Origin of the sequence: Hydrogenophaga electricum, from assembly GCF_030160815.1 — a bacterium.
Classification (GTDB): Bacteria; Pseudomonadota; Gammaproteobacteria; order Burkholderiales; family Burkholderiaceae_C; genus Hydrogenophaga; species Hydrogenophaga electricum.
The window spans coordinates 1-3,448 of the sequence record NZ_BSPB01000109.1; the positions used below are offsets into that span (position 1 = coordinate 1).

Sequence of the window (3,448 nt, forward strand, 5' to 3'; positions counted from 1 at the left end):
CATCGGGTTGATCGATGTCGCGGGCGCACACTGGTCGGTGCGCCACCACCTGGAGGTGCCCACCCGCGCGCACGGCCTGTGGGTCGAGCCGGGGGGCAGCGTGCTCGCCGCCGCGCGCCGGCCGGGCGACTGGCTGCTGCGCTGGCAGCCGCGTGACGGCGCGGTGCGGTGGCACTGGATCGACGACGACCGCCGCTTCAACGGCCACGTGATCGCCAGCACCGACGGCACCACGCTGTGGACCACCGAAACCGATCTGGACACGACCCAGGGCCGGCTCGGCGTGCGCAACGCCCGCAGTCTGGAGAAAACGGCCGAATGGGCGACCGCCGGCCGCGACCCGCACGCCCTGCTGGCCCTGCCGGAGGCGGTGACCGGGCTGCCGGCCGGCACGCTCATCGTGGCCAACGGCGGCATTCCCACCCTGCCCGAGACCGGGCGGGCCAAACGCGACCTCGGGCGCATGGACGCCTCGCTGGTGGCCCTGGACCCGGCCGACGGCCAGCTTCTCGGCCAGTGGCGCCTGGACGACCCGTACCTGAGCATCCGCCACCTCGCCTGGGACCCGGTTTCGCGCCGCGTCGGCGTGGCCCTGCAGGCCGAGCACCCGGACGCCACCGCCAAGGCGGCTGCGCCGGTGCTGGCCGTGTGGGATGGCCGGGCTTTGCGCGCGGCCGAGCAGCAACCGGTCGTGCAGGGCTATGGCGGCGACATCTGCGCCCGCCCGGGCGGCGGCTTCGTCGTCAGCTGCCCGCGCGCCGACACGCTGGCGCTGTTCGACGCCCAGGGCCGCTGGCAGGCGCTGCACCCCCACCGCCAGGCCTACGCGCTGGCGGCGCAGCCCCTCGGCCAGCGCTGGTGGAACGGTGGCGAACGCGACGTCATGGCCACCACGGCGACCGGCCAGAGCAGCGTCGCCACGCCCACGCCGGACACCGCTGCCGGCGCGCGCCTGCAGCTTGACAACCACTGGCTGGCCTGGGCGTCAGGCCGCCGCAGCGCCTGACCCGATCCCGGCCGCCCTGGGGGCTTCGGCGGGCGCCACCGCGCTGGTCTCCAGTTGGTCACAGGCCTGGCCGGTGCGGCTGCACTGCCCGTCGGCCTGCAGCCAGGGATGGGCATGCCCCACGCAACCGGTCTGGCAGATGACGGCCTGGGCTTCGCGCATCGCCTCGGCCGGATGCGCCGGCAGCCGGTGGCGCACGGGGGGACGCCGCATCACGGCGCCGGCACCGAGCCCCCAGAAGATCGCCGTGCGCAGCAGCACCAGTTCCGCCTGCAGGCGCAGGTTCAGGCTTTCCAGCGCCGCCACCCGCACCGCCTGTGCCTGGCAGTGCGCGCTCACGCGCTGTTGCAGACCGGCCATCTGCCGCAGCATCACGCCGTGTTCGTGCACCAGGTCGCGCACCGGCGGCGCATCGCGCCACCGCGTCAGGGGTTGGGACATCGGCATCGGCAAACCTCCTTGTCGGGAACAGCCTCGAGGGCGGGTGGACCGCCCCTACCGGGCGGACCGCTTCGTGGGCGCGATGAGCAGTTGCGGGCAGCCGTCGGCGTCGTGCACCGGCTGCGCCCGCACGCCCCACACCGCGTGCAGCAGTTCGGGCGAGAGCACGGCCTGCGGCAGCCCGCTGGCGCGCAGGCGGCCGCGCTCCAGCACCCACACGCGGTCGGCATAACGCAGCGCCAGATTGGGGTCGTGCAGCACCGTCAGCACGCCCACGCCCTGCAGCCGGGCCCATTCGCGCACGACGGACAGCGTTTCGTGCTGGTGGCGCAGGTCCAGCGCAGCGGTGGGCTCGTCCAGCAGCACCCAGCGGGCCGGCTCGCCGGGCAGCCATTCCCAGATCTGCGCGAGCACGCGCGCCAGTTGCACCCGCGCCCGCTCACCGCCGCTGAGGCCGGCCACCGGCCGCTCGGCCAGGTGCTGCACGTCGGTCAGCGCCAGCGCGGCCGAGACGATGCCCGCTTCGTGGCGGGAGGGCCGGAGCCGGTGCGGATAGCGGCCGAGTTCCACCACCTCGCGGGCGGTGAAGTCGAACGCGACGGCCGTGTCCTGCGACATCACGGCGCGGTAGCGCGCCAGGGCCGACAGGTCCTGCCCGGCCAGCGGCGCCCCGCCCAGCCAGACCTGGCCGGTGCTCGGTGTGCGCAGACCGGCCAGCACCGACAGCAGGGTGGACTTGCCGGCCCCGTTGGGGCCGAGCACCGCCCCCACTTCGCCGGGCGCCAGTGCCAGATCCACATCCTGCAGCAGCAGGCTGGCGCCCACACGCACACCCACGCCCTGTGCCACCAGGCCAGGGGCCGCCCCGGTCGGCCAGGGTGGGCCGGCGGGGCGCGCCAGAGAGGTCAGGGGCACACGGGCATTCATCGGCGGCATCCTTTCAGGTCCGGGCGTTCACAGCCCGCGCGCATGGCCACCCCGGAGCAGCAGCAGGAAAAACGGCACCCCCACCAGCGCGGTCAGCACGCCCAGGGGCAATTCGGCCGGCTGCAGGGCCGTGCGCGCCACGGCGTCGGCCAGCAGCACCAGACTGGCGCCCAGCAAGGCCGAGCCGGGCACGACCCAGCGGTGGTCCGGCCCGGCCAGCAAGCGCACCATGTGCGGCGCCACCAGGCCGATGAAACCGATGATCCCGGTGGTGGCGGTGACCGCCCCCACGGCCAGCGCGGTGACGACGATCACCACCCGCTTGATGCGCTCGACCGGCACGCCCAGCAGCACCGCCTGCGCCTCACCCAGGGCCAGGGCGTTGAGCGCCCCGACCAGCCGCCAGCCGATCGCCAGGGCCACGCCGGTCAGCACCGCCACCAGCCCCACGGCGCTCCAGCGTGCACCGCCCAGGCTGCCGAGCAGCCAGAACTGCAGGTTGCGCAACTGCTCGTCGGTGGCCAGAAAGTTCAGCAGCCCCAGGCCCGCGCCGGCCAGGGCGTTGACCGCGATACCGGCCAGCAGCATCAGCCCCACCCGCGTGCCGCCGTCGCTGCGCGAGAGCGCGTAGATGAGCGCGGTGACGGCCAGCCCGCCGCCAAAGGCCATGAGCACCAGCGTCCAACTGCCCAGCGCGCGCGGCAGGTCGGGAAACCAGGCCGCCCCGAGCACGATGGTGATACCGGCCGCGAGCGCCGCGCCACTGCTCACGCCGATCAGGCCCGGGTCGGCCAGCGGGTTGCGGAACAGGCCCTGCATCAGCGCCCCGGCCATGCCCAGTCCGGCGCCGGCCACCAGCCCCAGCAGCAGACGCGGCAGCCGGATGTTGAAGAACACCAACTCGGCCGCGCTGCGCTCGGCCCCGGCCGGCGCCGCGAGCCCCGCCAGCACGCCCGGCAGTTCGGCCAGCGGCAGGCCGTAAGCGCCACGCCCGGCGGCGTAGACGAACACCCCGACCAGCAGCGCCGCCAGCAGACCCAGCAGCCAGGGGCCGGGCACACGCCCCACGCCCCG

The 3,448-nt window shown here is 74.9% G+C and carries 4 protein-coding genes; 1 reads left to right on the forward strand and 3 read right to left on the reverse strand.

The window, feature by feature from the left end:
- Positions 1 to 1,006, forward strand: a 1,006-nt coding sequence (locus QQK43_RS22795; protein ID WP_284309578.1) for a DUF1513 domain-containing protein, incomplete at its 5' end; no start/stop codon positions are given.
- On the opposite strand, the gene QQK43_RS22800 is transcribed toward QQK43_RS22795, so the two are convergent.
- The 3 genes from QQK43_RS22800 to QQK43_RS22810 all read right to left on the reverse strand — a co-directional run bounded on the left by QQK43_RS22800 (position 986) and on the right by QQK43_RS22810 (position 3,442).
- A complete protein-coding gene (locus QQK43_RS22800) occupies positions 986 to 1,447 on the reverse strand; it encodes a hypothetical protein (RefSeq protein ID WP_284309579.1) in 462 nt (153 codons plus the stop codon). The genes QQK43_RS22795 and QQK43_RS22800 overlap by 21 nt on opposite strands.
- Before the next feature lie 54 nt (positions 1,448 to 1,501).
- Positions 1,502 to 2,299 carry a heme ABC transporter ATP-binding protein gene (locus tag QQK43_RS22805; protein WP_370465343.1) on the reverse strand — a complete coding sequence of 266 codons (798 nt, stop codon included), beginning with the start codon at positions 2,297 to 2,299 and terminating at the stop codon, positions 1,502 to 1,504.
- 102 nt (positions 2,300 to 2,401) lie between these two features.
- Entirely contained in the window at positions 2,402 to 3,442 is a 1,041-nt protein-coding gene (locus QQK43_RS22810; protein ID WP_284309581.1) for a FecCD family ABC transporter permease, read from the reverse strand.
- Positions 3,443 to 3,448: the final 6 nt, after the last annotated feature.